The 25,465-nt window shown below is 72.3% G+C and carries 21 protein-coding genes; 7 read left to right on the top strand and 14 right to left on the bottom strand.

Annotated features, from left to right (window positions below; genetic code table 11):
* The first annotated feature begins 5 nt into the window (after nucleotides 1–5).
* Together ACIP64_RS09205 and ACIP64_RS09200 are read left to right on the top strand one after the other, a co-directional pair.
* The gene (locus ACIP64_RS09205) at nucleotides 6–917 is read left to right on the top strand and encodes an RNA polymerase sigma-70 factor (RefSeq protein WP_401583309.1); all 912 of its coding nucleotides are present in this window, start codon (nucleotides 6–8) and stop codon (nucleotides 915–917) included.
* 35 nt (nucleotides 918–952) lie between these two features.
* Nucleotides 953–1,942, top strand: a complete 990-nt coding sequence (locus tag ACIP64_RS09200; RefSeq protein ID WP_401583307.1) for an NAD(P)H-dependent flavin oxidoreductase — start codon at nucleotides 953–955, stop codon at nucleotides 1,940–1,942.
* Nucleotides 1,943–1,949: 7 nt separating this feature from the next.
* Here ACIP64_RS09200 and ACIP64_RS09195 read toward each other — a convergent pair whose 3' ends face one another.
* Nucleotides 1,950–2,915 carry a TrmB family transcriptional regulator gene (locus tag ACIP64_RS09195; protein WP_401583305.1) on the bottom strand — a complete coding sequence of 322 codons (966 nt, stop codon included), beginning with the start codon at nucleotides 2,913–2,915 and terminating at the stop codon, nucleotides 1,950–1,952.
* 345 nt (nucleotides 2,916–3,260) lie between these two features.
* Between ACIP64_RS09195 and ACIP64_RS09190 the strand changes: the two genes are divergently transcribed.
* Nucleotides 3,261–3,713, top strand: coding sequence for a MarR family winged helix-turn-helix transcriptional regulator (locus ACIP64_RS09190; protein WP_401583304.1), 453 nt, complete (start codon nucleotides 3,261–3,263; stop codon nucleotides 3,711–3,713).
* A 259-nt stretch (nucleotides 3,714–3,972) separates the two neighbouring features.
* A complete protein-coding gene (locus ACIP64_RS09185) occupies nucleotides 3,973–4,410 on the top strand; it encodes a hypothetical protein (protein ID WP_401583303.1) in 438 nt (145 codons plus the stop codon).
* Between the two features lie 33 nt (nucleotides 4,411–4,443).
* Here ACIP64_RS09185 and ACIP64_RS09180 read toward each other — a convergent pair whose 3' ends face one another.
* Both ACIP64_RS09180 and ACIP64_RS09175 read right to left on the bottom strand, forming a co-directional pair.
* Entirely contained in the window at nucleotides 4,444–5,064 is a 621-nt protein-coding gene (locus ACIP64_RS09180; RefSeq protein WP_401583302.1) for a hypothetical protein, read from the bottom strand.
* 240 nt (nucleotides 5,065–5,304) lie between these two features.
* Nucleotides 5,305–6,186, bottom strand: a complete 882-nt coding sequence (locus tag ACIP64_RS09175) for a hypothetical protein (protein ID WP_401583300.1) — start codon at nucleotides 6,184–6,186, stop codon at nucleotides 5,305–5,307.
* A gap of 340 nt (nucleotides 6,187–6,526) precedes the next feature.
* On the opposite strand from ACIP64_RS09175, the gene ACIP64_RS09170 reads away from it, so the two are divergent.
* A complete protein-coding gene (locus tag ACIP64_RS09170) occupies nucleotides 6,527–8,956 on the top strand; it encodes a SpoIIE family protein phosphatase (RefSeq protein ID WP_401583298.1) in 2,430 nt (809 codons plus the stop codon).
* Nucleotides 8,957–9,073: 117 nt separating this feature from the next.
* Here the strand turns inward: ACIP64_RS09170 and ACIP64_RS09165 are convergent, their stop codons facing one another.
* Both ACIP64_RS09165 and ACIP64_RS09160 read right to left on the bottom strand, forming a co-directional pair.
* Nucleotides 9,074–10,528, bottom strand: coding sequence for an MFS transporter (locus tag ACIP64_RS09165; protein WP_401583296.1), 1,455 nt, complete (start codon nucleotides 10,526–10,528; stop codon nucleotides 9,074–9,076).
* An 89-nt stretch (nucleotides 10,529–10,617) separates the two neighbouring features.
* Entirely contained in the window at nucleotides 10,618–11,502 is an 885-nt protein-coding gene (locus tag ACIP64_RS09160; RefSeq protein ID WP_401583295.1) for a nuclear transport factor 2 family protein, read from the bottom strand.
* A 453-nt stretch (nucleotides 11,503–11,955) separates the two neighbouring features.
* Here ACIP64_RS09160 and ACIP64_RS09155 point away from each other — a divergent pair, with 453 nt between their 5' ends.
* Nucleotides 11,956–12,636, top strand: a complete 681-nt coding sequence (locus tag ACIP64_RS09155) for a hemerythrin domain-containing protein (RefSeq protein WP_401583294.1) — start codon at nucleotides 11,956–11,958, stop codon at nucleotides 12,634–12,636.
* 99 nt (nucleotides 12,637–12,735) lie between these two features.
* Here ACIP64_RS09155 and ACIP64_RS09150 read toward each other — a convergent pair whose 3' ends face one another.
* On the bottom strand, nucleotides 12,736–14,988 hold the full coding sequence (locus ACIP64_RS09150; protein WP_401583292.1) for an LLM class flavin-dependent oxidoreductase: 2,253 nt from the start codon (nucleotides 14,986–14,988) through the stop codon (nucleotides 12,736–12,738).
* Nucleotides 14,989–15,653: 665 nt separating this feature from the next.
* On the opposite strand from ACIP64_RS09150, the gene ACIP64_RS09145 reads away from it, so the two are divergent.
* Nucleotides 15,654–17,408: a CocE/NonD family hydrolase gene (locus tag ACIP64_RS09145; protein ID WP_401583290.1), complete on the top strand. Its 1,755-nt coding sequence runs from the start codon at nucleotides 15,654–15,656 to the stop codon at nucleotides 17,406–17,408.
* A gap of 10 nt (nucleotides 17,409–17,418) precedes the next feature.
* On the opposite strand, the gene ACIP64_RS09140 is transcribed toward ACIP64_RS09145, so the two are convergent.
* The 8 genes from ACIP64_RS09140 to ACIP64_RS09105 form a co-directional block, all read right to left on the bottom strand.
* Complete coding sequence (locus ACIP64_RS09140; RefSeq protein ID WP_401583288.1) at nucleotides 17,419–18,060, bottom strand: response regulator; 642 nt, start codon at nucleotides 18,058–18,060, stop codon at nucleotides 17,419–17,421.
* A complete protein-coding gene (locus ACIP64_RS09135) occupies nucleotides 18,057–19,208 on the bottom strand; it encodes a sensor histidine kinase (RefSeq protein ID WP_401583286.1) in 1,152 nt (383 codons plus the stop codon). The genes ACIP64_RS09140 and ACIP64_RS09135 overlap by 4 nt, the downstream gene beginning before the upstream one ends.
* Before the next feature lie 77 nt (nucleotides 19,209–19,285).
* On the bottom strand, nucleotides 19,286–19,522 hold the full coding sequence (locus ACIP64_RS09130; protein WP_401583285.1) for a hypothetical protein: 237 nt from the start codon (nucleotides 19,520–19,522) through the stop codon (nucleotides 19,286–19,288).
* Between the two features lie 68 nt (nucleotides 19,523–19,590).
* Nucleotides 19,591–20,628 (bottom strand): D-alanine--D-alanine ligase family protein, encoded by a 1,038-nt coding sequence (locus tag ACIP64_RS09125; protein WP_401583284.1) that lies wholly within the window; start codon nucleotides 20,626–20,628, stop codon nucleotides 19,591–19,593.
* Complete coding sequence (gene alr, locus ACIP64_RS09120) at nucleotides 20,625–21,803, bottom strand: alanine racemase (RefSeq protein ID WP_401583283.1); 1,179 nt, start codon at nucleotides 21,801–21,803, stop codon at nucleotides 20,625–20,627. Before alr ends, ACIP64_RS09125 begins: the two co-directional genes overlap by 4 nt.
* A gap of 825 nt (nucleotides 21,804–22,628) precedes the next feature.
* A complete protein-coding gene (locus tag ACIP64_RS09115; RefSeq protein WP_401583281.1) occupies nucleotides 22,629–23,198 on the bottom strand; it encodes a hypothetical protein in 570 nt (189 codons plus the stop codon).
* Between the two features lie 102 nt (nucleotides 23,199–23,300).
* A complete protein-coding gene (locus ACIP64_RS09110; RefSeq protein WP_401583280.1) occupies nucleotides 23,301–23,792 on the bottom strand; it encodes a hypothetical protein in 492 nt (163 codons plus the stop codon).
* 161 nt (nucleotides 23,793–23,953) lie between these two features.
* Nucleotides 23,954–25,315, bottom strand: coding sequence for an FAD-dependent oxidoreductase (locus ACIP64_RS09105; protein ID WP_401583278.1), 1,362 nt, complete (start codon nucleotides 25,313–25,315; stop codon nucleotides 23,954–23,956).
* Nucleotides 25,316–25,465: the final 150 nt, after the last annotated feature.

The following is a 25,465-nucleotide window of genomic DNA, read 5'->3' as shown; positions in this document are numbered from 1 at the left end:
GCCGCATGCCCGCGGACCTCGATCAGCAGGTGTTCCACCGCCATCGCAGCCTGCTCTTCTCCGTGGCCTACCGCTTCCTCGGTACCGCGGCCGACGCCGAGGACGCCGTCCAGGACGCCTGGATCAAGTGGTCGGCCGCCGACCGCTCGCAAGTGGCCGACCCCAAGGCGTACCTGACCCGGATCGTGTCGAACCTGGCGCTGGAAAGGCTGCGCTCCTCGCGGCACAAGCGGGAGACGTATGTCGGCCCGTGGCTTCCGGAGCCCATCCTCACCAGCCGTGACACCGCCGAAGTCGTCGTGGACGCCGAGTCGGTGTCGATGGCGATGCTGGTGGTACTGGAGACCCTGAGCCCGCTCGAACGCGCGGTGTTCGTGCTGAAGGAGGTCTTCGACTTCAGCCACGCCGACATCGCGGAGGCCCTGGAGCGCTCCGAGACGGCCGTGCGGCAGGCCGCGCACCGCGCTCGTGGACATGTGCGGGCCCGGCGGCCGCGCTTCACCGCCGACCGGTCCCGGCAACGCGAGGTGACCGAGCGGTTCTTCGCCGCCGCGACCGGTGGTGACGTCAACGCGCTGATGGAACTGCTGTCCCCGGACGTCACCTTGTGGACCGACGGAGGCGGCAAGGTGCGCCAGGCCCTGAAACCGGTCGTGGGCGCGTGGACGGTCGCCTCGTGGTTCGCGGCCATGGGCACCGTCAGCTACCAGGGAATCGACCCCGCCGACATGAGGGCCGAGCTCGCCGAGATCAACGGCGGACCGGGCATGCTGTTCAGCGGACCGGACCGCGTGATCGCCACCGTCACCTTCGACTTCGACACCGAAGGCCGCGTCACCGCCATCCACAACGTGGCCAACCCGGACAAGCTCCGCGCCGTCGCGGGCGGCACCGCTCACGGGATCGGGACGCGATGAGGCCGGCGCACCGATGAGAGGACGATGATGTGCGCATGGCGCTGTCGACGGAGCTGACGGAGTTGCTGGGCCTGCGGCACCCCATTGTGCAGGCACCGATGGGCGGTTCGGCGGGGGGCGCGCTGGCCGCGGCCGTCTCCCGGGCGGGCGGACTGGGGTTGCTGGGCGGCGCGTTCGGGGACCGGGAATGGCTGGAGCGGGAGCTGCCGATCGTCGCGGCGGGCACCGACCAGCCGTGGGGCGTCGGCTTCCTGGCCTGGGCGGTGGACGCGGGAGCGGTGGAGCGGGCTCTCGAATTCCGGCCCGCGGCGGTGATGTTGTCGTTCGGCGACCCCGGCCCGTTCGCCGACCGGATCCGCCGTTCGGACGCGGTCCTGATGGTCCAGGTCACCGATCTGGACGAGGCCCGGCGGGCGGTGGACGTGGGCGCCGACGTCATCGTGGCGCAGGGGACCGAGAGCGGCGGCCACGGCGCCCGGCGCGGGCGGTCCACCCTGCCGTTCGTCCCGCTCGTGGTGGACCTCGCGGCACCCGTACCGGTCCTGGCGGCCGGCGGGATCGCGGACGGCCGGGGCGTCGCCGCGGCCCTGGCCCTGGGTGCGGCGGGGGCCCTCATCGGCACGCGCTTCCTGGCGACGACCGAGGCCCTGGCCGACCCCTCCGTCCACAAGGCCGTCGTCGAGGGACGCGGACAGGACACCGAGCGCAGCAGCGTGCTGGACCTCGCCCGCGGCGCGAGCTGGCCGACGGCGAAGTACACCGCCCGGACCCTCGGCCACCCCTATCTCGACCGCTGGCGCGGCCGGGAGGCCGAACTGGCCGGCGACCCTCGCGCCCGTCAGGAGTACCGGGACGACGTGGCACGAGGGGCGATCCCGCCCCTGCCGGTCTGGGCGGGCGAGGCCGTCGACCTCGTCACCGACCTGCCGTCCGCGTCCGACCTCGTCACCACGCTGGCCGCGCAGGCCGAGGCCGCACTGAGCAGGGCCGGACGGCTGCTGCCCGACAGCGGTCCGCAGGTGTGAACCCGCTTCACCGGAGCCACCCCCGGCGGGCCGCCTGCCATGCCAACTGCATGCGGCTCGACGCACCCGTGAGGGTCATCAGCCGCCCGATCCGGCGTTGCAGCGTGCGCAGGCTCACCCCCAGGTGCCGGGCGGCCGCCTTCTCCGTGGCGCCCTCGATGAGCAGGGTGAGTATCCGCAGATCCGCCTCGTCCGGAGCCGCGGGGGCGGCATCGGACGAGGCGCCCTCGCGGACGGCGCCCTGCCAGGGCAGCGACATCTCCCACTGGGTCTCGAAGAGGAGTCTCAGCGCGTCGAGGATCCCGCTGTCGCGGACGACGACAGCCGTCGGCGGCAGCGACTCGTCCCCCGGCGGCTCGGGAGCGAGCAGGCACAGGCCCGCGTCGCGGTCGGAGATCGCCAGGTCCACGGGTACGTGCGGGACGACGCGCGCGAGGCCGTCGAAGCGTGCCAGATGCCGTGCGACATCGCCTTCGGCGTCCCCACGGACGACGTTGCCGCCGCACAGCACGCGGTGGCGGACGTGGTGGCCGAAGCGGTGGCCGTCCGTCAGGAAGCCCTGGGACCTGACCAGCCAGACCATCTCGTGCCGGGCCCCCTCCTGGAGGAGTTCGACGCGGTGGCCGATCGCCGCGGCGCCGGTGATCCGCTCGACAGGCAGGCACGCCGTGCGGTCGGCGACGGTGTGATAGGTCGTCAACAGTGCGTCGACGGTGGCACGGGCCCGGTCCAGGGCCTCTGCCTGCTGCCGCAGCCGCGACTGGACCTCCATGACGGGCTGCGACGCGGGGCTGAACCGGGCGTCGGGCCGGCAGGTGCGGTCGGCCAGCCCTTTCGCGACCAGCGACGTCAGTGCCTCCTCCGACGCTTCGGCGGAGACGCCCGTTTCCGCTGCGACCTGGTCCACCGAGACCGTGCCGACCGTCACCAGCAGGCGGTACGCGCTCTCCTCGACCTCGAGCATGTCGTTCATCTCAGGCATCGAATCCATTTCCGGCGGAGTCGATTCGGTCGTCGCGCACGGTGGACCGATCGCTCACCACATGACGCAACGCCGCATCCGGGGGCTGACGTTGACGGGGACGGCGGCGCCGGCTCCGGTCGTGGGGAGGGTGTGGCGGGGAGCGGACGCGCAAGGCGCCACGGGTCCTTCCCGCCGCGGAGGTGCCGCAGCCGGGAATGTCGGGGACCCGCGGCCGCCGTGCGAAGTCGCGTGGCGAGTCCGCATTGGCCGTACCGGAACGTACCACTGCTTTGCGTGCGCACGCAAAACAGTGAAAGGCCGGGTGAGGAAGAGAGGGCAGGGTACTCTGCTCCGGTGACATCGGATGCGCCCCTGAACCCGGACGAGGACCGCTTCTGGCGTGCGCTGATGCGCGTCATGGTGGCACTGCCGAAGGCGTTGGACGACGACCTGCTGAAGGTCACCGGGCTGACGATGTCCGAGTACGCGGTGCTGGTGCACCTGTCCGAGGCCGCGGAGCGCGAGATGCGCATGACCGACCTGGCCGCCGCGACCGCGCTGTCCGTCAGCCGGATCTCGCGCGTGGCCGACGCGATGCAGACCCGCGGCTGGGTGGTGAAGCAGCGCGATGCCAACGACGCCCGGGGGAGCGTGGCGCGCCTGACGCCCGAAGGCCTGCGGCGGCTGCAGTCCGCGTACCCCACGAATCTGGCGAGCGCCCGCAAGCGCGTCATCGACCACCTGGAAGCGGCCACGCTCGCCGGCTTCGCCGAGCAACTCGAAACCATCGCCGCCGGACTCGACTGAACCGGCAGGGCCGTCGGCCGTCGCCGGCCGGACCGAGGGCCGCCTGTCCCACGTGGTGGGCCGGGTCGTGTGCCCGCTCGGTCCCACCGGGGCGCATGTGCACATGCACGGTGTTTCCCAGGACCCGGTTGTAGTCAACGGTGGAGTTGACGCACAGCCGCACGCCCGCACACGCGCACTGCGGGCCCGGCCCCAGTTCCGCATGCCCCCGGGGGAACGCGGTATCGCTGCAGGGGGCCTGGCTCCTAGCCTGTGGTCCATGCATCAGCCCAGAAGGCGCGACCGCCGCATTGCTCGCCGCGTGCCGCCGGAGCGGGCCCGGCGTCAGTCCTCGCAGTTCACGGCCGCGGGGGCTGATGTGGTCCTGGTCGGCTACTTCTCGGCGAAGCAGAAGGACTTCGAAGCGCTCATGGCGTCGGCAGCGGCAGAACTGACAGCGCGGGGCGCTCGGGTCGTCGTGCGGATTGTGCAGCGACGAGGCGTCTCGGCCGGCGGGGTCCAGAAGATGGGTCTGCCCTACTCGTCGCGGACTTTGCTGAGTTGCGGAAAGGTCCGCGAGGTGGCCCAGGCCTGTGATCAGGTCAATGCCGACGCAGTGGTCTTCGTCGCCTCTTTGACCGAGCGCCAGCAGCGCGTGCTGACAGCGATGCTCGGCCGCCCCGCCGTGAGCCTTTCCGGCATCCTCACCGCCGACTGACCGCTCACTCGAAGCAAGCTGTTGAAACAGACCTTAGTTCGTTGCCGAGTCGAAAGTCCGGTACAGAGCTCGATGGGCGAGCTGCTGGAACTCGTCGCCGTCGCTCAGGGCCCGGATCATCTCGGTGCAGTAATGGACGTGCTCCCCGCAGGACGTCCGGCCCTCTAACGAGCGCGCGATCAGTCCTTGGGGGGCCGGGAGTCTCAGGACCTGGAGCACGCGGGAGAAGGTGTCCGCGAGGTCGATCCCCTCACCCAGTTCGTCGAGGATCTCGCCGAGCGGGTTCGTGGGGCTCTCCCGGTGCGCCGTGCGCAGCATCCGGCAGCAGCGGTCGAGGGAATCGAGGTCCGACTGCCGGATCACGACGGGATGGAGGCGGGGCAACGGCGGGTCGCCGGATTCGCCGGGGGAGTCGTGGTCGCTCTGCCCGGAAGTGCATTCCCAGACGAGCCGGCGAAGCCGTGCCGGGAACGAGCGCAGCACTTCCCCGTAACTGGAGTACGCGGTGTCCACCACGTCGCTCTGGTGGGCGGGAATCTCGCCCCGGTACCAGAAATGCAAGGAATACAGCAGCGGTTCTTCGACGGTACGGAACTTGGACGCGAAGACGGGGTCTTCCGGTACCAGGATGTGTGACGGAATCTCCGGCTCCATTCGAACGGTGGGCCCAAGAGGTCGGGGTGAGACTGTACCGTCGCGCGGCGGAGGGTTTTCGCCCGCACCCGGTTGATTGGCGAGGCGGACCCCGCAGGCGCGATCCTGTCCCCAATGAACCTACCAATGTGTGCGTTCGCAAGCAAGTAATATGGTGAGGCGCGGGTGCAACTTGTGCCACCGTCCTGGAGAACGTTGTGACGCAGGCGCGTGCCCGTGCGCGGGGCGCACAGAGCGGGGTCACGCCCCGGCGGCGCCCGGCGGCAGCAGTTCCGTGGCGAACCTCGCGAACTGGAGCAGCGGCGCGCCCGCGAGGAGCAGTGGTGCCGGCGCGGTCAGTCCGTCCGCCCCGGCCGCGCCCGCCGCGTACACGTCGCGCACGAGGTCGGCGCCCGCTCGCACCCGCTCCGCCAGGGGCTCGTCGCCGCCCGGCGCGACGGGCAGGCGCCGCAGGTGGCTCCGTACCGCCTCGCGCTCGCGGGTCAGCAGCGCCCCGAAGTGGGAGGCGGCCGTTCCCTCCGGACGACCGGGCACGCCGTCGGGCTCCGTCAGGAGGAGCCGCCCGAAGCCGAATGCCATCCCCAGGGCGGCGGACCACGCGTAAGCCGTGTGCCGGCTGCCCAGAGCCGTGCCCTCGGCGGAACTCGTCATGCCGGTCGGTACGAACAGATCACGGACCCGGAACGCGTCGCCGGCGACGTCGTGCGTGCCCTGCGAGCGGCGCACGGCGAAGACCGGCGTGCCGCCTTTCGCCCGGACCGGCAGCGCGATCCAGCGTGCCTCCCGCGCCGCGGCCACCGGACGCCACGTTCCCGTGACCACATGACCGCCGTCGGCCGGACGGGCCGTGGGGGCGCCCTGCGGGTCGTCCCCGGCCGGCTCGGCGGCAGGCAGCGGCGCCGTCCACTGGAAACCCTCCGTGAACGCGGCCCATGCCTCGGCCGGTCCGGTGCTGCCCAGTGCCTCGTAGGCGTCGAAGACCTCGCGGAGGGCGGCATCGGGCCGCGGAAGAGGAGTCGCCCCCTCTTCTCGATCGCCGGGACGCGGGCCGGGCAGGACGGCCAAAGGGCTGTCCGCCCCGTGCACTTCGGCGGGGGCGGACTCGAGGGAGTGGCAACTCATGCTACTTATGATCACATGTGCCGGTGACCGATCAGTGGAGACAGTGTGTTCCGCTGGTCCCCGATCTGGCCAATTCCCTGAAAAATCCAGGTCAAGCGGCATGATGTGGCTGTCGTCACGTGTACCCACGCGCATCGCAGTGCGACCGGCATGTAGCACACAGTGTGCCCCGGAGATACGGGGGAGCTGTGAGGAGGCCGACAGCCGGGCGGGAGCCAGGCGGTCTGCTTAGGCTGAACGTGAGAGCCACCCGTCGGTGGTCCCGGCCGCGGAACCACCGGCGCCGGCCGTCCGCGGTCGACGCCGGCCCGCGGGCGTCCCCCGCGTGACAGGACCGAGCATGGGCAATCGCGCCGCGAGCCGTCCCCCGCCCGGCGACCAGAAGGTCGCCGGCTTCGTACTCGACCGCCACGGCCTCGTCTCCGCATGGAGCGCCGCCGCCGAGGAACTCTTCGGCTACCGCCCCTCCGAGGTCGTCGGGCGCTCGGTGGAGACTCTGTGGCCGGAGGCCTTCGCGCACCACTCGGGACGGGCCGCGGGACCGGCGGAGGGGGGCCTGTCGGGGCATCGTGTCGTGCTCGCCCGCCGGGACGGCCCGCCCGCCGATGTCGTCCTCCACACCTCGCGCATGCAGGACCCGGGAGGCCGGCGGGGAGAGGGCTGCGTGGTCGTCGCCGTCCCCGTCGGCCCGCACACGATGGTCGAGGGGCAGGCGCTCCTGGAGGCGCTGTTCACCCAGGCGCCCATCGGCGTCGCGGTCTACGACCGGGATCTGCGTGTCGCGCGGGTCAACAGCGCGCTGGAACGCATCCACGGCTTCCCGGAGGAGGAGGCGCTCGGCCGCTCCATCGGCGAGCTCCTGCCGGGGCTGGACGCCGAGGCGATCGAGTGCAGGATCAGGAAGGTCCTGGAGACCGGGCAGCCGATCGTCCACGCCGTCCATCAGGGGCGCACCCCCGCGGATCCGGACCGAGACCATGTGTGGGACGTGTCGTCCGTGGTCCTGACCGGACCGGACGGCGGCGTCCTCGGAGTGGCCGACCTGATCATCGACATCACCGACCAGTACCGGACGCGGGAGCGCCTGGCCCTCATCGGCGAGGCCGCGGTCCGCATCGGTACGACGCTCGACGTGCGGCGCACGTGCGAGGAGCTCGTGGACATGCTGGTGCCGCGATTCGCCGACGTCGCGGTGGTCGACCTCCTGGACCGCGTCATGGCGGGCACGGAGCCGGACCCCGAGCCGGCGTGCACCGGCCGGGTCGCGGTGCGCCTGGTCGCCCGGAAGGCCGCCGACCCCGGCGTCTTCGAGGGGCTCTCCGAGCTCGGGGAGCTGCGGAGCTACACCATCGACTCGCCCCACGTGCAAAGCCTCGTCGATGGGCAGCCGCGGCTCATCCCGCACCTCGACCTCGACGGCGCGTGGCTGCGCAACTCCGCCGACCGGCGCGTCCGGGCCATGCACAAGTACGACATCGGCTCCCTGATCCTCGTGCCCGTGCGGGCCAGGGGCGTGACCCTGGGTTTCGTGCATCTGTACCGCAAGCGCGCGCGGCCCTTCGAGGCGGACGACCTCGTGCTCGCCAACGACGTCGTCGCGCGCGCCGCGGTCTGCGTGGACAACGCCCGCCGTTACACCAACGAGCACGCGGCGGCCCTCACCCTCCACGAGAGCATGCTGCCGCGCAGCGTCGCGGACCAGAGCGCGGTCGAGGTGGCCCACCACTACCGGCCGTCCCGCCGGCACGCGGGGGTCGGCGGCGACTGGTTCGACGTGATCCCCCTGTCGGGTGCGCGGGTGGCCCTGGTCGTGGGCGCGGTGCCGGGCGAGGGGTTCCAGGCGGCCGCGTGCATGGGCCACCTGAGCTCCGCGATCCGTACGCTGGCCCAACTGGATCTCACACCGGACGAGTTGCTCGGCCAGATAGACGAGATGGTGCCACGCCTGCTGGAGCGCGAACACGCCTCCGGCTCCGCACCCGTGGTGGAGGCCCTGAAGGGCGCCACCTGCCTGTACGCCGTCTACGACCCCATTTCGCGGCGCTGCGTGATGGCCAGTGCCGGCCACCACCCGCCGGCCGTCGTCAGCCGGGAGGGGGAGGTGACGTTTCCCGATCTGCCGGTCAACAACCCGCTCGGCCTGGGGGACCCGGTGTTCGAGCCGCTGGACGTGGAACTCGGCGAAGGAAGCACCCTGGTGCTCTGCAGCCACGCCCTCCTGCACCCCGACAAGGCGCATGCCCTGGCCGCCCGGCTCGGCACGGTCATCGCAGGCCGGAGCCGTCCGCTCGACGACACGTGCACCGTCGTCGCCGACCTCGTCGCCCCCCACCTCCCGACGGACAACGGTCTGGCCGTCCTCCTCGCCCGGACACGCACCCTCGACCCCGAGAAGGTGGCCACGTGGACCGTGCCCCCCGTCCCCGGCGTCGTGGGCAGCATGCGGGCCCTGGCGCGACGGCAGTTGGAGCAGTGGGGCCTGGAGCGCCTGGCCTTCGACATGGAACTCGTCGTCAGCGAGCTGATCACCAACGCCATCCGCCACGGCCATGATCCGATACGGCTCCGGTTGGTGCTCGACCGGACGCTGATCTGCGAAGTCAGCGACGCGTCGAGCACCTTCCCGCACATTCGCCGTGCGGCCACCACCGACGAGGGAGGGCGCGGGCTCTTCCTGGTCGCCCAGTGCTCGCACCGCTGGGGAACCCGGTACCTGCCCGTGGGCAAGACCATCTGGGCCGAGCAGGTGCTTGACCCTGAAGCGCCCTGAACCGCGGTGCCCGCGCATGCCGATGTGCGGCCCGGGATCGCCGGGCCGCACATCGTGGCACACGGGCGGTGCCGGACACCGGGGTCACCGGGCCCGCACCGCGCACTGGGGGGCGGGTCAGCGTCCGCGGTCGCCGGACAGTTCTGCGGCGGTCCCGGCTGCGGCCGTGTTCGTGGCACGGATGGCGGAGGGTGGCCGCCGCAGGTTCAGGACGGCCAGTGCGGTCAGGCCGATGCCGGCGGTGATGGCCCAGACGGCGGCCCTGATGCCGTCGACGACCCGGGCCGGATCGGCCTCGGCGTGCGACCCGTCGACCGCGCCGGCCAACGCGATCAGCAGGGCCAGGCCGACGGCGCCGCCGATCTGCTGGCCGGTCGTGGCGATGCCGCTGCCGATGCCCTGGTCCTCGGGGGGAACGCCCGTCGAGGCGGCGGCGAACATCGTCACGAACACCATGCCCTGCCCCAGCGACAGCACGGCCAGCGGGACGGCGATCACGGCATAGGGCCGGTCGGCGCTGATGGTGACGGCGAGCCCGGCGGCGCCGGCGGTGCTGATCGCCAGGGCGAGGAGCAGCGTCGTGCGCGTACCGGCCCGGGTGGCGGCCCGTCCCCCGGCGAAGGTGCCGACGAGGGCCAGGCCGGAGGGGACGACGAAGGCGAAGCCGGTGGTGAGAGCGCTGTACCCCTGGACCGACTGCCAGAGCAGGGTGAGGAAGTAGGCCAGCGCACCGAAGGTGGCCATGAACAGGAAGGTGACGACCGTGCCGGTCGACAGGTCCCGGTTGCGGAGCAGCCTCAAGGGCACGAGGGGTGAGGCCGACCTGTCCTCGACCACCACGAACAGCGCGAACAGCACGACCGCGAGGACCAGGGACCACACGACGAACGGAGCGGCCCAGCCCCGGTCCGGCCCCTGCACGAGGCCGATGACCAGCAGGGAGGAGGACGCGGTGCCGAGTACCGCGCCGGGCAGGTCGAAGCCGCCGCGGGCGGCCCGGGCGGTCCCGGGCAGCAGGACGAACGCCGCTATCAGTCCGGCGCCGGCCATGGCCACGTTGACGTAGAACACGGCGGACCAGGCGAAGGCGTCCGTCAGCACCCCGCCGAGGATGGAGCCGAGCACCATGCCGGCGCCGCCGGCGCCGCCCCACACCGACAGGGCCCGGATCCGCTCCCGTCCTTCGGGGAAGAGGGTCGTCACCAGGGACAGGGTCGCGGGGGCCAGGAACGCGCCCCCCAGACCCTGCACCGCCCGTGCGGCGACGAGGACCCAGGGCGCCGTGGCCAGCGCTCCCACCAGGGAGGAGGCGGCGTAGAGGAACATGCCCAGCAGGAACATGTCCTTGCGGCCGAACAGGTCGGTGGCGCGGCCCCCGAGCAGCAGGAACCCCCCGAAGGCGACGGCGTAGGCGGAGACCACCCACTGGAGGTTGTGCGCGGTGAAACCGAGATCGGCGCCGATCTCGGGCAGTGCGACGAACACGATGTTGTAGTCGATGGCGACGATCATCTGGGCGAATGCCAGCAGGGCGAGCACCGCCCCGAGGTGGCGCGGTTTGGTGCCGGACACGTCGAAACTTCCTTTGGATCAGGGATGGTGAGGTCGGCGGGCGGGCATCGCCGGGGCACGGCCCCGGCGGTGCGGCGCCCGGATGCTGGTCACGGCACGATGGCCGCGTTCTGGATCCGGTGCAGGACGGTCTCCGGGGTCAAGGAGGCGTCCCACGTGGACGTCACGCGGGTGATCGTGCCGTCCCCGTCCAGTTCGAGTGCGGTGACGCCCGCCGGAACCCGGCCGCCGGTGCTCCACTCGTACGCGCCGCCCTGAGCGCTGCCGACGACGTGCCGCAGCGCCGAGCCCGGGCCGTAGGCCAGGTCGGCCAGGGTGCGGTCGAGGAAGTCCCGTGTCCGGGACCGCCCTTCGAGCAGGAGGTGCAGGGACGTGTCCTCGAAGGCGACGTCCTCGTGGAGCAGGGACGAGGCCCGGGCGGCATCCCCGGCCGCCAGCGCCGCGGCGAACTCGCGGGCGGTGCGCCGCAGGACGGGGGCGGCCTTCTCCCCGAGCTTCTGCTCGCCGAAGTCCGCGGGGTAGACGTCGTGCGGAACACGCATCGAGGCGGCGGTCTCGGCGGTCAGCGAGCGCCCGTCCCAGGTGTCGACCCAGCGGACGATCTTCCCCTCGCGGAAGTCGACCGTGCCGGCGGCGCGCAGCTCGCGGCCGAACATCTCCGGCGAGTCGGTGAAGAACACCACGGCGCTGTCGAAGTCGCCGACGATGCGGGTGGGCCAGGCGACGGCCTCCGCGGGCCAGGCCGCCAGCAGCTCGGCGAACTTGTCGTACAGGGTCTGCCAGTCGCGGAAGATCCACCCGAGCGTGGCGTCGGTGTACGTGACCGACTCGGGCAGGAAGTGGCCCATCAGGACGTCCACGTCGTCCGCCGACTTCGCCTCGAAGTAGGAGGCGAGGAATCGCACCAGATCGGGTGCGGCCCGGGAGACGTCGACGTCGCGCCCCATGATGCGGGCCGTGCGGGCAGTGCTCATTTTTGTCCCGTTCTCGAGAATTTGAGGAATTCACCCTCCGCCGGCGGAAGTTCCGTCGCCGCGGCAAACAGGGCGCCGGCACCACCAGTTAAAAAGTCGGCTTATCCCTCGTCAAGTGAGGGGAGAGCGGATGTGAATGGGACATTGGGTCTACGGCTCCGGGTGTAGGACCGATCCGGCCGGTGTGCCGGTGCCCTCGGGGAGGGAGCGCCGCCCGGACGGGCACCTGGCGATGGGAAATACCAGTTCAGGGGCGCGCGATGATGGCGTTCGCGCATATTTGCTTGCGTACGCACACATCTTGTAGGGTGGCATCGCGGGTGGAGAGCTGCCCGCAGTGCGCCGACCCGTGAATTCCCGGACCGGCGAAATTCCGCGCGCCCGTCGAGTTGGCTGCCATGGGGTACCGGGCGGCCACACGTACTGCGTTACCACAGCAATAGAGGTGTTGAAATGACCCGGGTGAACGAGCCCATGGCGGACGTGAGAGACATGTATATGGCGCACACCATGCTGCGCCGGGAGTTCCGCCTGCTCCCGCAATTGGTGCGGGACGTGACGCCGGGTGATGCCGAGCGCGCGGACGTCGTCGGGGCCCATGCCGAACAGGTCTGCCTCATCCTGCATCTGCACCACGAGGGGGAGGACCTGCTGCTGTGGCCGCGCCTGCTCGAGCGGGCCGGCGACAAGGCGACCGCGATCGTGCCCGCGATGGAGGAGCAGCACCACGCCATCGAGCGCGGCCACGCGGAGGTGGCCGGGCTGCTGCCGCAGTGGCGGGCCACGGGCCGGAACGGTGAGCAACTCGCGGAAGCCGTCGAGCGGTTGCTGGCCGCCCTCGTGGAGCACCTGGCGCTGGAGGAGAAGGAGATCCTTCCCCTCACCGAGCAGTACGTCACCGCGGCCGAGTGGAAGCAGCTCGGCGAGCACGGCATGGCCCGCACCCCGCAGGAGGCGCTGCCGCTGTCTCTCGGGATGGCGATGTACGAGGCCGACCCGGAGGTCGTCGAGGCACTCCTCGCCGACGTGCCGGAGCCCGACCGCACTGCTCTGACGGACGCCGCCCGGGCGGTGTACGCGGCTCACGCCGAGCGCGTGCACGGCACCGGCACGCCGCCCCGCGTGGGCGCCTGACGACGTATCCGGGCCGCCTCCCGCACGGACCCGGCCGCCCCGCATCAGGGGCGGCCGGGTCCGTTGCGCCGTGCCGCGCGGGGACATCGGCAGCCGGGGTCACACCCCCGTCGCCGGCAGGATGGTGAAGTTGCCGCGGAAGACGTTCTCCGGGTCGTACGCCGCCTTGATGCGGCGCAGCCGCTCCAGAGTGGCGGGCGGGAAGGCCTTGGACAGCGCGGAATCCTGGGCGTGGCTCTCGAAACTGGGGTACAGGCCGCGGAAGTCGATGTCGTCCCAGCTCTTGAGGTCGGCGGCGCTGCCGCGGGGAACCACGGCCAGGGCGAAGTTCTGGGTCCGGTGGGCGTAGGCCGTGGCGTCGGCGGGGGTGTCGTTGACCGCCCCGCCCACGGTTCGGATCTGGAAGTAGCCCGTCTCGCCCTTGTCGAACATCCCGCTGATGACGCCGGTGGTCCGCTCGTCGAGGTGATCGACGAGCGCGGAGCGGAAGTTCGGGCCGCTGTGACCGTCCTGCGGGTTGTTCTGCGGCGCCATGAAAGCGGCGTACGGGGTGATGGCGGCCTGCTGGTCGAGGACCGGCGCCAGGTTGAGGAATGCCTCGAGCGCCTTGGTCGCGCGCTCGGTGTCGTCGTTCGCCCACAGGACGGTGGTGTGCGCGATCCTCCGGCCGCCCTGGGCCGCCACGACGAGGAACGGCGTCAGTTCGCGGGGACTGCTCTCGGTGAGACGCCCCCACGCCTGGAGGAAGGCGCCGAGATCCTTGACCTCGTGGGCGAAGCGCCCGTAGATCACGTCGCCGAGTTCGGTGGCCTCGATGTCGAAGGACGTGACGATGCCCATGCCGGCGCCGGCTCCCCGCAGTGCCCAGAACAGGTCGGGGTGGTTCTCCGCGTCGGCGCGTACGACGCGCCCGTCGGCCAGCACCACCTCGGCGCCCCTGACGTGGTCGATGGTCAGCCCGTACGAACGGGACAGGAACCCCACGCCGCCGGCCGTCGCCAGCCCGCCGACACCCACGTCGCCGAAGTCGCCCGAGCTGATGGCCAGTCGGGCCGGCGCGAGCTTCTGCGCGACCTCGCCCCAGCGGGCGCCGGCCCCCACCCGGACCAGGCGCCGTTCCCGGTCGATCACCTCGACGCCGTTCATCGCCCCGAGGTGGATGACGATGCCGCCGTTGTTGGTGGACCGTCCGCTGATGCCGTGGCCGCCACTGCGGACGGCGAACGGAACGCCCTGCGCGCGGGCGTAGGAGAGGGCGGCCGCCGTCTCCTCCGCGTTCGAGGGCCGCAGCACCAGACCGGGCGTGCCCGCGGTGAAGTAGGTGGAGCGCAGGGCCGCGTAGCCGCGGTCGCCCGGCTCCACGGCCCGTGCGGCCAGCGGGGCGGGCAGTGCCTCGTAGTCGATGCCCGGTGCCCGCTTGGCGAGGGCGGCGGCGGACCGCACCCGGCCGGTGGGGGTGCCGGCGGCGGCCCGCTCGGCGGCGACGGCCTCGCGCACGGCGGGGGCGATCTCCTCGGCGAAGGCGACGATGTCGGACGGGTTGTCGGAGCCCAGGATGATCGTGTCGAAGCCGTGCTCCAGGATCAGCGGCAGCATGCGCTCGATCCAGTCGTCCGCCGGGCCCTGCCAGGGCTCCGTACCGCGCCCGACACCGCCGAAGATGTTGAGCACCCGGCGGATCTCGCGCGGGTCGCGGCCGTTCTCCGCCGCCGCCTCGTCGATGATCCTTCTGCTCTCGGCCATGTCCGGCGAGTTCACGTAGTTGATGGTGGGGATCCAGCCGTCGGCCTTGGCGCCGGTCAGGCGGAGCATGCGCGGCTTGTACGCGCCGAGCCAGATGCCCAGTTCGTGGGCCGGGGCGGGGCCCCGCTTGGCGCCGTCGACCGTGTAGTACCTCCCCTTGACGCGCAGCGGCGAGCGGTTGCCCTCGTCCCAGATGCCGCGTATGACGTCGATCGCCTCGCCGAGCGCGCTGACGCTCTCGCCGACGGTGCGGTCCGGGCCGCCCATCGCGGCGATGGCGTCGCGGAAACCACCGGCCCCCAGGCCGAGTTCGACGCGTCCCCCGGAGAGCAGGTCGAGACTGGCGGCGGCGCGCGCCAGGACCGCCGGCGGGCGCAGCGGCAGATTGGCCACATTGGTGGCCAGCCGGATCGAGGTCGTCCGGGCGGCGACCCAGGACATCAGCGTCCAGGTGTCCAGGAAGCCGTTCTGGTAGGGGTGGTCCTGGTACGAGACGAGGTCGAGGCCGACCCGCTCGGCGAGCAGGGCGAGGTCGACCACCGCTTCCGGGTCGCGGTTGAGCGGGGTGACGAAAGATCCGAACTGCAGGTTGCGGCCGTAGTCGGGCATGGAGGTCTCCAGGTGTGGGCCGTTGGCTGATGGCATGGCCGCCCGGCGGGCACAGAGCGGGGCCGGATCGCATGCCGGCCGCTCGCGGCACAGCACAAGGCCGGTGGTCGTGGCGGACGGGCGAGCCGTCCTCGGCAGGATCGCGGCGGCCTCGGCGGCCTCGGCGGCCGTCGGTCCGCGCCCCGCGCCGCGGGCGGGAACACGGGTGGGAACACGGATGGGCAGGAAAGGGAAAACCCTGGCGCAAAGGCAGGGCGCGGTGAGTCGCGATCCGATCGGATTTCTAGCACGAAAACCGGCGAGGGTCTATTTTCCGTTCCCGTCAAGACCGCGCTGACCAGGCCTAAGTCCGGGGGAGTAGGTCCTTTTCCCGATGCGTCACATTGCTCTGGACTGCCGTCGCCGGAAATTCGCGGGCAAGGCCGGTCATGCGTTTTCGCGGGACGGGAACGACAGCCCGTCGCAGCCATTGCGGCCCGCTCGGTCCCGCGCGACGGGCCCGCAGGGCACGGGTGGGCACACCCCTGCGTGCCGCCTGGCGGACACGCGTCCGAACCTGTTTGCTTGCGCACGAACTCATGTTACCGTCGCGCTCATCGCCCGTTGACCAGGGCCACCGGCACGGCCCGTCCCGTCAGCGCACGGCTCGATGAACGGAGTGGACCATGGAGACCCGCGACGACGCGGTGCCCGGCGGAATGCGCATCGACTGGGACGTCCCGATCCGCATGGACGACGGAGCGGTGCTGCGGGCGGACGTGTTCCGGCCTGCGGCCGACGGCCGCCACCCGGTGATCATGACCCATGGCCCGTACGCGAAGGGGCTCGCCTTCCAGGAGGGCTATCCGGGCATGTGGGCGCCGCTCGCGGCCAAGTACCCGGACGCGACGGCCGGCTCGTCCAACCGCTACCAGAACTGGGAGACCGTCGACCCCGAGAAATGGGTGCCGGAGGGATACGTGTGCGTCCGCGTGGACTCGCGCGGCGCCGGCCGCTCACCGGGTCTGCTCGACCTCCTCTCCCCGCGCGAGACGCAGGACTACTACGCATGCGTCGAGTGGGCCGGCACCCAGCCGTGGAGCAACGGGAAGGTGGGCCTGCTCGGCATCTCGTACTACGCGATGAACCAGTGGCAGGTCGCCGCTCTGCGGCCGCCGCATCTCGCGGCCATCTGCCCGTGGGAGGGCGCCGCCGACCTCTACCGCGAGTTCGCCCGGCACGGAGGGATCCTCAACACGTTCACCTCGGTGTGGTTCCCGGTGCAGGTCGCGTCAGTGCAGCACGGTGTCGGCGAAGACGGCGCCCGCAGCCCCCGCACCGGGGAACCCGTCGCGGGGCCCGGCACCCTCTCCGACGCCGAACGCGCCGCGCGCCGCACCGACACCCCCGCCGAAATGCTCTCCCGGCCCCTCGACGACGACTGGTACCGGGACCGCACGCCCGAGCTGGAGAAGATCGACGTCCCCGTCCTCTCCGCCGTCAACTGGGCCCACCACCTCCACACCCGCGGTGGTTTCGAGGGGTACGCCCGCGCCGGATCGGCCGCAAAATGGCTCGAGGTGCACGGCAACGAGCACTTCGCGGAGTTCTACACCGACTACGGAGTGGCGCTGCAGAAGCGCTTCTTCGGGCACTTCCTCAAGGGGGAGGACACCGGCTGGCACCGGCAGCCGCCGGTCCTGCTCAACGTCCGCCACGTGGACGGGACGTTCGAGGGACGCGCGGAACAGGAGTGGCCGCTCGCCCGGACCAGGTGGACCGAGCTCGACCTCCACCTGGACAGCCGGTCCCTGAGCGAGAAGGCGCTCACACGTGAGGAGCGGGCGGACTTCGCCGCCACCGGTGAGGGGCTGACCCTCACCACCGAGCCGTTCCCCGAGGAGACCGAGATCACCGGGCCCGCCGCCGCCCGGCTGCACGTCGCGTCCACCACCACCGACGCGGACCTGTTCCTGACCCTGCGCGTCCTCGACCCGGAGGGCGTGGACGTGACCTTCGTCAGCGGCCTCGATCCGGCCGGCGTGATCGGCATGGGCTGGCTGAGGGCCTCGCACCGTGCCACCGACCCGGGACGCAGCCTGCCGTACCGGCCCTGGCACCCCCATGACCGCGTCGAACCGCTCACGCCGGGCACCGCCGTCCCGCTGGACATCGAGATCTGGCCCACCTCCGTCGTGGTGCCCGCCGGCCACCGGCTCGCCCTGACCGTGACCGGCCGCGACTTCGAACTGCCCGGAAGCGGCCCCTGGCCGCAGGTCCACGGCGTGCCGATGAAGGGGCACGGCATCTTCCTGCACAACGACCCCGTGGACCGTCCGGCCGAGGTCTTCGGCGGTACGACCACCCTGCTGTCCGGGCCCGACCACCCCTCCCACCTGCTGCTGCCCTACGTGCCCAGGGTCCCGCGGCCCCCGGTGTGAACCGCCCGTGCTACCCGTCCACGAGACCGGAGCGCCACGCCCACAGCGCGATCTCCACCCGGTTGCGCGCGGAGAGCTTGGTCTGGATGTTCCCCAGGTGGGTCTTGACCGTGCCGAGGGAGACGAAGAGCGCGGCGGCGATCTCCGCGTTCGTCAGCCCGTCGGCCACCAGCCGCACCACCTCGGTCTCGCGGGAGGACAGGTCCGACGCGGCCGGGGACACCGTCCGCGGCGGCTGGATGCCCCGCAGCAGCCGGACCGTGATCGCCGGGCTCACCAGGGCCTCGCCGGAATGGGCCGCGCGCACCGCCTCGGTGAGCAGCACCGGACCCGAGTCCTTGAGGAGGAAGCCGCAGGCGCCGCTGTTGAGCGCCTCGTAGACATAGGCGTCGTCGTCGAAGGTCGTGACGACCACGACCTTCGGCGCGGCGTTGGAGCGGTTCAGCTCGCGCAGTGCCTGGAGGCCGTCCATCCGCGGCATGCGGATGTCCATGAGGACGACGTCGGGGTTGAGGAGCCGGTTCATCTCCAGGGCCTGGACGCCGTCCTTCGCCTCGCCCACCACCTCGATGTCGTCCTCGGCACCGAGGATCAGGGAGAAGCCGGTGCGGACCATGGCCTGGTCGTCCGCGAGCAGCACACGGATGGTCATCGGGCGCCTCCCGCCGGGATACGGGCCTGGACGGTCCAGCCCTCCGGGTCCCTCGGACCGGCGGTGAAGGAGCCGCCGAGCGCCACGGCCCGGTCGCGCAGACCGCTCAGCCCGTAGCCGCCCCCCGCGGAGTGGCCGGCGCGGCCGCGGCCGTCGTTGGAGACCTCGACCGTCACCGCGTCGGGCCATGCGTCGCGGCTCACCAGGATCTCCAGGGTCCGCACCTCCTCGGCGTGCCTGCGGACGTTGGTCAGCGCCTCCATCACCACCCGGTGCGCCGCCGACTGCACGTCGATCGGCACGTCGTCGAAGTCCCCGGTGATCGTCAGCCGCACCTTCACGTCGTCCCCGGAGGTGAAGTGGTCGGCGAGGGACGCGATGTCGGCGATCGTGCCCATGGGGGTGAGCCGGGCCTGCGAGCCGGGCTCGTGCAGCAGGGCGACCATGCGGCGGATGGCGGTCATCGCCTCGTCACCCGCAGCCTCGATGCGCTCCAGCGCGGGCAGCACCGCCTGCGGCTGCTTGGCCGCGACGCTCTGGGCGGCCTGGGCGAGCACGACGATGCCGGTGACGTGGTGGGCCACGTAGTCGTGGAGGTCGGACGCGATGCTCGTGCGCTGCGCCAGCTGCTCGGCGGTCGCCTGACGCTGCCGGCTGGTGCGGAGCATGCGCGCCCACAGGCCGGTGGCGCCGGCGATGACACCCGCCAGCGCCAGGGCCAGGGAGACCACGGGTGTGGCCCGCGAGACGGAGAGCATGGTCAAGGGCTGGAGCACCAGGCTCGCCAGCAGCAGCGGCACCGCGAGCGCGGCACGGACGGGCTCCGCCCGCCAGGCGGCCAGACCGATGACCAGGAGGATGACCGTCGTCATGGTGAGCCCGAACGGCAGCGCGTCGATGGCGCCGGGATTGACCTCCCGCGTCGCCGCCACCATGATCACGCCAAGGCCCACGGCGACGGTGCCCAGTGCCCGGCCGGACAGCCGCCACGTCACCATGGCCACGGCGGCGGCCAGCAGAACGATGGGCGCGAGGACCGTTCCCATGGTCAGGTCCACGATGCCCAGACCGAGCAGGACCCCGAGGCCCGCCAGCCCGACCACACCGCGCACCAGCCGCTCCAAGAAGCGGTCCGTGCTGCTGTCCACGCCTTCGTCTTCCTTACTGTCGTGCCGTGCTCCGGCTCGCCGGACGGGCGGCAGGCCCTCCGCGGTCCCCTCCAGTGTCACCGAAGCGCCTCGGATGCCTCTGAGACACCGCTCACCCCGGGGACCGCGGTGCGATGGCGCCCCGTGCCGGCGGACCCCGGGGCGGCCGGCGCTTCCGCGTCGCGGCTCGCGCTCCGGGCCGTGTCTGCGTCGGCCGACATCAGGTCGGTGCTGCCGCCGAGGACGGCCACTTCGAGGGCGGTCACGGTGTAGACCCGGGCCGAGTGCAGCAGCCGTTGCAGGGAAAGGGACATGGGAAACCTCCTGTGGCGGTGGACGGGGGCCCGGCGGGGGCTGGGAAGGACGGCGTTCAGCGGCGCGGTCACGCGAGGCTCCGCTCGGCGGCCGACGCGCCGCGGGTGCGGGGCCCGGGGGGCAGCGCGCCGCGCACGAGTTCGTCCAGCAGCTCGGGATAGCTCAGCCCCTGGCGCGCGAACATCTTCGGGACCTGCGACTGCGCGGTCATGCCCGGCATGGTGTTGACCTCGTTCAAAACGGGTCCGGCGGCGGTGAGGAAGAAGTCGCACCGGGCGACTCCGCGGCAGCCCAGCGCGGTGAAGACGGCGAGGGACGCCTCGACCAACTGGTCGTGCTCGTCGGTGGTCAGCGGCGCGGGTATCAGGAACCGCGCCCCTCCGTCGTACTTCTGCTCGGTGTCGAAGAGGCGCCCTTCGTCCAGGACGATCTCCAGCGGCGGCCCCACCGTCAGACCGCCGTCCGCCCGCCGCAGCACGGCCAGGTCCACCTCGCGCCCGACGACCAGCTGCTCGACCAGGACCCGTTCGTCGAGCCGCAGTGCCTCGGCGAGCGCCGGGGCCAGCTCGGAGGCCCGCGTCACGAGGGAGACCCCGTGGCTGGATCCGGCGGCGACCGGCTTCACCACGACGGCACCGTCGAAGACCACCTGGTCGGCGTCGTCCGCCGTGACCAGCAGCCCCGGCGCCACGGCCACACCGACCGCCTCGGCCACCAGCTTCGTCGCCCACTTGTCCATGGCCAGCGCGCCGCCCCGGACCCCCGATCCGACATACGGCACGTCCGCCAGGTCCAGCAGCGCGGCCAGCGTGCCGTCCTCGCCGTACGGGCCGTGGACCGCGGGGAAGGCCACGTCGCAGCCGGCCAGCAGCGTCAGCGCGGCCGACACGCTCTCCGCGGCGGTGGCCGCCAGCGGCCGCCCGGAGGCGTCCTGCCACCGTCCGTCCCGGCCGATGGTGAGGGCGAGGACGTCGTAGACGGCGGGGTCGAGCGCCGAACGCACGGACGCCGCGGTCGCCAGGGAGACCTCGTGCTCGCAGTTGCGGCCGCCGCCGATCACCGCGACGCGGACGCGGCCGTCCCGCGATGCCGTCGTGCCGGTCATGCCGCCACCGCCCGGCTGCGCACGGTACGGCGCAGGCGGGCGCCCAGCCCCGTCACGACCTCGTGCTCCAGGGCCCCGGACCACCGGGCCCATTCCCTGACCGTCGGCTCGCCGCGGTCGCCGGGACCGAAGACGGTGGCGAGCTCGCCGGGCACCGCCGGGCGGTCACCGGTGTCGACGATGACCTGGTCCATCGAGATGCGGCCCGCGACAGCGCACCGGCGCCCGCCGAGGAGGACCTCCGCCCGACCGGACGCGGCGCGGGGGAGACCGTCCGCGTACCCCACGGGCAGCAGGGCCAGATGCGTGCGCCGTCCCGCGCTCCAGGCGTGGCCGTAGCCCGCAGCCGCGCCGGCCGGCACGGCGCGGACCGACACCACGGGTGCGGTCAGGGTGAGCGCGGGGCGCAGCCGGGTCGTCCCGGTCGGGTCGATGCCGAAGAGGCCGGCGCCGACGCGGGCCAGGTCGAACCGGGTCCGCGAGTCGGTGAGGGTCGCCGACGTCGCCGCCAGATGCCGGCGGCGCGGACGCAGCCCGGCCTCCGCCGCGGTGGACACCGCGGACCGGAACAGGGCGAGCGCGCGGTCGGTGCACGGGTCGCCGGGGGTGTCCGCGCAGCCGAGGTGGCTCATCACGCCCACGACCTCGACCAGGCCCTCCGCCTCCGCCGCCCGCGCCCGCCGGCACAGCTCCGGCCACGCTCCGGGCTCTGCGCCCTCGCGGCCCATCCCTGTGTCCAGCTGCAGATGGATCCGCGCCCGGCGGCGCGTCCGGGAGGCGGCACGCACCACGGCGGCCAGGTGTGCGCAGCCGGGGACGGCGAGGGAGACACCGGCACGCAGCGCCTCGTCGAAGGCGGCGTCCACGGGATTGAGCCAGCTCAGGATCGGCACCCGGAAGCCGGCCTCCCGGAGGGACAGCGCCTCCTCCACCGACGTGACACCGAGCGACGTCGCGCCCGCGCCGAGCGAGGCGGCGGCGGCCTCGGCGGCCCCGTGCCCAAAACCGTCGGCCTTCACCACCGCCATCAGGCGGGTCGCCCGCGCGGCGAGGAACCGGGTGTTGGCCGCGATCGCCGCCGGGTCGAGCGTCAGCTCCGCCCGGTCCCCGCGGCCGGTCCGCCGGGGCGGCTCGCCGACGCGGGCGCCGGAAGCGATCGATGGTACGCAGTGCATGCGGCGCCTTTCCTGAGATGTGACGACCGGGCCCGTGCCCGAGGGGGCGACCTGGGTCGCCGGCCGTACGAAGTGCCGAGTCCACGACGTGGAGCTCATGACCAGCAGGCTATGAAGGCGGCCCACGCCCCGGCTTCGGGCAGAAGTCGGACCTGCCCCAGGGCACTACGACTTTCGGCCGACCGCGGACGTCGCCTTTCGGCGCGTGCCGGTGCGACACCGCGGCCCCCGCCGCCGCCGTTGCGTGGGGTGCCTGTAGGGGCCGCGTTGCCGGGGCGGGACTGTGTCCGCGGTGATCGCCTGTGCGCCGATCGTCAGGCCGCTGCTGACGATGCCCTGGGGGGTGCGGAAGGTGTGGCTCGCGGCGCGGAGAGCCCGATCGCGGGCACCGCGCGGAAGCCCCGGCGACAGGGCGAAGTTCCGCGTGGCCGTCCGGGCTCGGGCTCCCGGCGGGCACGGCCACCGCACCTGCGTGCCGCGCGCACGGCTTCCTTGCGTCCGACCGGATCGCCCCGGCACCAGCGGGTCGCCCGCGAGCCGAAGTGGGAAAGGTGGCAAGGGCGGCACGGGTTGTCCGTCCCGGGGACGGTGATCGCGGTCTCGTGAGCACGCGCCTGGCCGCGGACGCGGCGGTCTGATAGGGAGGGGCGCGTGCGGCGGGACGCCCCGGGACGTCGGCCCGGGAGACGTCCCCACATCCGCGGAGTGCCGGAGGCCCTTGGCCGGCCGGGCCCGGCTCCCGCGGCAACCGCAAGGTGCGGGCCTGGAGATCTGGACGCGCGCCCCCACTCGGTGATCCGGCCGAGAGCCCGCCGGCGTGGCCGGTCAGGCCGGCAGGATGCGCACCGTGCTCTCGCCGCCCACGGCCTCCGCCTCCCGGGTGCTGCGGGCACGGCGGGGGACGACGACGTTGCCCAGGGCGCGGGACACCTGGGTGACGAGGGCGGCGAGGCGGTCGTCCCAGTCCGCCGGGGCGGCGGTGGGCGGGACGACGATCAGCTCCAGCACGTCCGCGGGATGCGTCGCGGTCCCCTCGATGACGGGGCCGCTCAGCGCGAGGTATTCCGGTGCCGGGTGGAGGTGGGCCCGCGTCCGCTCGCGGACCGTGTCCACCACGCGACCGCGCAGATCGGTCAGTTGACGCAGGGCGTCCCAGGCGATGTGGCCGGGGACGAGGCACACGGCTTCGCCGCCGCGCCGGGGCGCGATGAGGCCGAGCAGGCCGAGGCGGAAGAGCGCGGTCTCCAACTGGGCCGGTGTCACCGCGGCGACGCGGGACAGTTCGTCCAGCGCCAGCGGGCGGTTCGCGTCGGCGGTGTGGTGCGCCACGAGCGCGGTGAGCAGCCGGCCGGAGGTTCCCGGGACCAGGGCGGACAGAGGGGTCTGGAAATTCACGGCGCGTGACTCCCGCACGAGAAGCGGCAAGGGGGTCTCGCCGGCTTCGTGAACTCGTGGCATCGACGACGACGAAGCCGGCGAGAGTCTGATGTCCGGCCGCTACGGCCGGATGGTGGGAATTGCGGAGTCCGGGTCGTTCATGAGCGCGGTGGCGGACTCGTCGAGCCGGTTCACCACGTCGAGGAAGCCGGCCCTGCCCCACAGCGCCAGACCCAGAACGGCGACGAACACACCCGTGATGTGCACGGCCGCCGGGAGGTCCCCGTCGGCGAAGGTGCGCAGCGGCGACACGTTGCCGAGGGCCCATGCCCGCGTCGCTTCGGCAACGGCGAACTCGTAGTGGAGCGGGGCCGCGGCGGCGACTTCGTCGGCGTGCCGGACCAATTGGCCGGTATTCCACTCCGTGCCGGTCAATTCCACGATGCCGATGGTGGAGCGCAGCAGGCCGTTCAGGACCCCGAATACGTCCGTCCAGCCGCCGGGATCCAGATCGGCCAGGGCATTGCGCACCGCGACGGCGTCGTGGTTCGCGTAACCCCGGACAACGTCGATCGCGCGCTCGTGGGAGGGCTTCCCCGGGTGCTCGCTCATACGGCCGACACTATTGCTTCCCGGCGCGGGGGAAATCGGTCTCGCGGCGCATCGCGCATCGGCAAAAAGCACTAGGTCCGAAGCTCCCGCCGGGTGCCGGAATGCCGCCCCACGGCCGGGCCGTGGGGCGGCATTTGGTCCGTACCGGGCCACGGACGGTGTCAGGCCCCGGAGTTGTCCAGCATCGCCTCGCGGTCCACGACCTTGACGCGCTCGCGCCCCTCGGGCCGGCCGAGGGCCCGCTCGTGGGCGTCGAGCCGGTACCAGCCCTCGCGCGTCGTGTACCGGATGCCGCGCTGTTCCAGGAGCTTCACGACGGCGTCGGGGTCCGGTACGGCCGGGGCGGGCAGCGCGCCCGCCGCGTGGTCCGCCAGGAGGCAGGCGACCGTCTCGTTGGCGTCGCCCTTGGTGTGGCCGATCAGGCCCACCGGGCCCCGCTTGATCCACCCCGTCACGTAGACCGAGGTCATGTGCTCGCCGCCGTCGAGCACGCGGCCGGCCGCGTTCGGGACCGTGCCCGAGACGATGTCGAACGGCAGCTTGGGCAGCTCGTCCGAGTAGTACCCCACGGCGCGGTACACGCTCTGCACGTCCCAGTCCGTGAAGCGGCCGGTGCCGCGGACGTTCCCGGTGCCGTCGAGTTCGGTCCGCTCGGTGCGCAGCCCGGCGACGCGGCCCTCCTCGCCGAGGACCTCGACCGGGGACTCGAAGAAGTGCAGGAACAGCTTGTGCGGCCGGTCGCCGGCGTCGCGGATCGCCCAGTTCTCCAGGGTCTTGGCGACCATGTCCGTCTGCTTGCTCGCGCGGCGGGCGGCGATCGAGCCGTCGTCGTAGTCGATGTCCTCGGGGGCGACGACGACCTCGATGTTCGGGGAGTGGTCCAGCTCCCGCAGCTCCATGGGGGTGAACTTGGCCTGCGCGGGGCCGCGGCGGCCGAACACGTGGATCTCCAGCGCCTTGTTGGCCTTGAGGCCGTCGTGCACATTCGGCGGGATCTCGGTCGGCAGCAGCTCGTCGGCGGTCTTGGCGAGGATGCGGGCCACGTCCAGGGCGACATTGCCGACGCCGAGGACGGCCACCTTCTCCGCGGTCAGCGGCCACGTGCGCGGTACGTCGGGGTGGCCGTCGTACCAGGAGACGAAGTCCGCGGCGCCGTACGACGCGTCCAGGCCGACACCGGGAATGTCCAGGGCCCGGTCGGTGCGCGCCCCGGTCGAGAAGATCACCGCGTCGTAAAGGGCGCGCAGATCGTCGAGGTCGATGTCCCCGGGATAGTCGACATTGCCGAACAGCCGCAATTGCGGCTTGTCGAGAACCTGGTGCAGGGCATCCACGATGCCTTTGATCCGGGGGTGGTCGGGTGCCACGCCGTAGCGTATGAGACCGAAGGGCGCGGGCATGCGCTCGAACAGGTCGATGGACACGCCCGGTTCCTGCGCGGAATCGGATTTCAGCAGCGCGTCCGCCGCATAGATTCCAGCGGGACCTGCACCAACGATGGCTATACGGATCGGACGTGACATAAAAGCGGCTCCTCCCGAATTGCGGTACCGCGGAACGGGCTCAATAGCAGCCCTTCCGCGGTGACAGCGACCCTATCCGATCGCTCTTCGCGTCCCGGAACCGGCTCATGGTCCTACGACTTTGTGCCCGGCCGATTGGCCCTTTCGGCG

This window comes from Streptomyces sp. NPDC088733, assembly GCF_044751185.1.
GTDB lineage: Bacteria > Actinomycetota > Actinomycetes > Streptomycetales > Streptomycetaceae > Actinacidiphila.
This window is presented reverse-complemented; position numbering and strand designations above follow the sequence as displayed.

Excerpts from the sequence above, each read along its gene's own strand:
- ACIP64_RS09205 (WP_401583309.1), top strand. The coding sequence starts at position 6 with ATGCCCGCGGACCTCGATCAGCAGGTGTTCCACCGCCATCGCAGCCTG.
- ACIP64_RS09200 (WP_401583307.1), top strand. The coding sequence starts at position 953 with ATGGCGCTGTCGACGGAGCTGACGGAGTTGCTGGGCCTGCGGCACCCC.
- ACIP64_RS09195 (WP_401583305.1), bottom strand. The coding sequence starts at position 2,915 with ATGAACGACATGCTCGAGGTCGAGGAGAGCGCGTACCGCCTGCTGGTG.
- ACIP64_RS09185 (WP_401583303.1), top strand. The coding sequence starts at position 3,973 with ATGCATCAGCCCAGAAGGCGCGACCGCCGCATTGCTCGCCGCGTGCCG.
- ACIP64_RS09180 (WP_401583302.1), bottom strand. The coding sequence starts at position 5,064 with ATGGAGCCGGAGATTCCGTCACACATCCTGGTACCGGAAGACCCCGTC.
- ACIP64_RS09175 (WP_401583300.1), bottom strand. The coding sequence starts at position 6,186 with ATGAGTTGCCACTCCCTCGAGTCCGCCCCCGCCGAAGTGCACGGGGCG.
- ACIP64_RS09170 (WP_401583298.1), top strand. The coding sequence starts at position 6,527 with ATGGGCAATCGCGCCGCGAGCCGTCCCCCGCCCGGCGACCAGAAGGTC.
- ACIP64_RS09160 (WP_401583295.1), bottom strand. The coding sequence starts at position 11,502 with ATGAGCACTGCCCGCACGGCCCGCATCATGGGGCGCGACGTCGACGTC.
- ACIP64_RS09155 (WP_401583294.1), top strand. The coding sequence starts at position 11,956 with ATGACCCGGGTGAACGAGCCCATGGCGGACGTGAGAGACATGTATATG.
- ACIP64_RS09150 (WP_401583292.1), bottom strand. The coding sequence starts at position 14,988 with ATGCCCGACTACGGCCGCAACCTGCAGTTCGGATCTTTCGTCACCCCG.
- ACIP64_RS09145 (WP_401583290.1), top strand. The coding sequence starts at position 15,654 with ATGGAGACCCGCGACGACGCGGTGCCCGGCGGAATGCGCATCGACTGG.
- ACIP64_RS09140 (WP_401583288.1), bottom strand. The coding sequence starts at position 18,060 with ATGACCATCCGTGTGCTGCTCGCGGACGACCAGGCCATGGTCCGCACC.
- ACIP64_RS09130 (WP_401583285.1), bottom strand. The coding sequence starts at position 19,522 with ATGTCCCTTTCCCTGCAACGGCTGCTGCACTCGGCCCGGGTCTACACC.
- ACIP64_RS09125 (WP_401583284.1), bottom strand. The coding sequence starts at position 20,628 with ATGACCGGCACGACGGCATCGCGGGACGGCCGCGTCCGCGTCGCGGTG.
- alr (WP_401583283.1), bottom strand. The coding sequence starts at position 21,803 with ATGCACTGCGTACCATCGATCGCTTCCGGCGCCCGCGTCGGCGAGCCG.
- ACIP64_RS09110 (WP_401583280.1), bottom strand. The coding sequence starts at position 23,792 with ATGAGCGAGCACCCGGGGAAGCCCTCCCACGAGCGCGCGATCGACGTT.
- ACIP64_RS09105 (WP_401583278.1), bottom strand. The coding sequence starts at position 25,315 with ATGTCACGTCCGATCCGTATAGCCATCGTTGGTGCAGGTCCCGCTGGA.